Here is a 1,846-nt window from a genome sequence, read left to right as displayed (position 1 = left end):
ATCTGGATGTAAGCAAACTGAATCCCGAAATTGCAGGAGATCCACAATTTCAGGATCTGGACAATAAATTTTCGCCAAATGTGGGAGCTGGAGTTTACTGGCATTCTGATAAAGCATACATTGGTTTGTCTGTACCTAACTTCATTGAAACCAACCGATATGATGATAATGATGTGGCTATTTTTAAAGATAAAATAAATTACTATTTAATGGCTGGTTATGTATTTGATCTGGATAAATACCAATACATAAAATTCAAACCTGCCGTACTTACCAAAATGGTAGAAGGCGCACCGCTCCAGGTAGATGTATCAGCCAATTTTATGTTCTATGACAAATTTGTAATTGGTGTTGCTTACAGATGGAGCGCTTCACTTAGTGCTATGGTCGGATTTCAGATCACAGACGGACTTTATTTAGGTTATGGTTATGACCGTGAAACAACAAACTTAAATAACTACAATTCAGGATCGCATGAGATATTCCTTCGCTATGAATTCTTCAAAAACAATGGTAAAATGACAACTCCTCGTTTCTTCTAAAAACAATGATTATGAAAAATTTTATACTTCTTTGCCTGACAATTGTAAATGTTTTTTCATTTGACAGTTATGCACAGCAATCCAAAATAAATGCTGCTGACAAAAAGTACGACAGCTACGCCTATATTGATGCTATAAAAACGTATGAAAAAGTAGCAAACAAAGGATACAAGTCTGAGGATATGTTTAAGAAACTAGGAAATGCCTATTATTTTAACTCCGATTTTGCCGGAGCAGCAAAATGGTATGGTGAACTCTTTGCTATGAATACCGTTGTCGAACCTGAGTATTATTACCGATATGCCCAGTCTTTAAAATCGACTGGAGATATAGCAAAAGCAAATCAATTACTGGATGAGTTCAACAGTAAAAACAAAACCGATAACAGAGCTAAACTTTACGAAGGAGATAAAAACTATCTTGATCAGATTAAAGCCAATTCAGGACGATACAACATTGAAAATGCCGGAATCAATTCTAAATATTCTGACTACGGAACTTTTATACATGACAACAAAATCTATTTTGCCTCTGCAAGAGATACCGGAAATTTTTCTCAGCGCAAACATAAATGGACAGGAGAATATTTCACTAATCTTTATATCGCTGATGTTGATTCGACAAAAGTCAAAAAATTTAAAACGGATATCAATACTAAATTCCATGAAGCTTCACCAGCTTTTACCAAAGACGGAAAAACAGTTTATTTTACAAGAAACAATTATGTTGACGGAAAAAAAGGAAAAGATGAAGAAAAAGTTACTTTAATTAAAATATACAAAGCCACTCTTGAAAACGGAAAATGGACTAAAATTACACCTCTGCCTTTTTCCAGCGACAATTACAGCACAGCCCACCCAGCACTTAGTCCAGATGAAAAAACCTTGTATTTTGCATCAGATATGCCTGGAACGTTAGGCCAGTCTGATCTTTATAAAATAAGTATAAATGAAAATGGTGGTTTTGGAACTCCGGAGAATCTTGGAAAAAGCATTAATACCGAAGGAAAAGAGACATTTCCTTATGTAACCGATGAAAACGAAATTTATTTCGCCTCAGACGGACATCCGGGACTTGGCGGATTGGATGTCTTTGTCGGAAAAATCGAAAAAGACGGAACCATAAGTGATATCCAGAATCTTGGAGCTGATGTCAATTCACCAAAAGATGATTTCGCCTATGTTATCGATCCGGTTTCCCGAAAAGGATATTTTAGTTCTAATAAAGATGGCGGACAAGGATCTGATGATATCTATAAATTTGTTGAAAACAGAGCCCTAAGATGCATTCAGGAATTAAGTGGT

Annotated in this window: 2 protein-coding genes; both read left to right on the top strand. The window is 35.5% G+C overall.

Features of this window, described 5'->3' with window-relative positions; translation table 11 throughout:
- A partial coding sequence (locus B0A65_RS22880; RefSeq protein WP_207556496.1) for a PorP/SprF family type IX secretion system membrane protein occupies positions 1–542 on the top strand: 542 nt, incomplete at its 5' end.
- Between the two features lie 11 nt (positions 543–553).
- The coding region (locus tag B0A65_RS22875) for a TolB-like translocation protein (protein WP_123890424.1) at positions 554–1,846 on the top strand (1,293 nt) is incomplete at its 3' end.

Source organism: Flavobacterium frigidimaris, from assembly GCF_002217275.1.
GTDB lineage: Bacteria > Bacteroidota > Bacteroidia > Flavobacteriales > Flavobacteriaceae > Flavobacterium > Flavobacterium aquidurense.
This window is presented reverse-complemented; position numbering and strand designations above follow the sequence as displayed.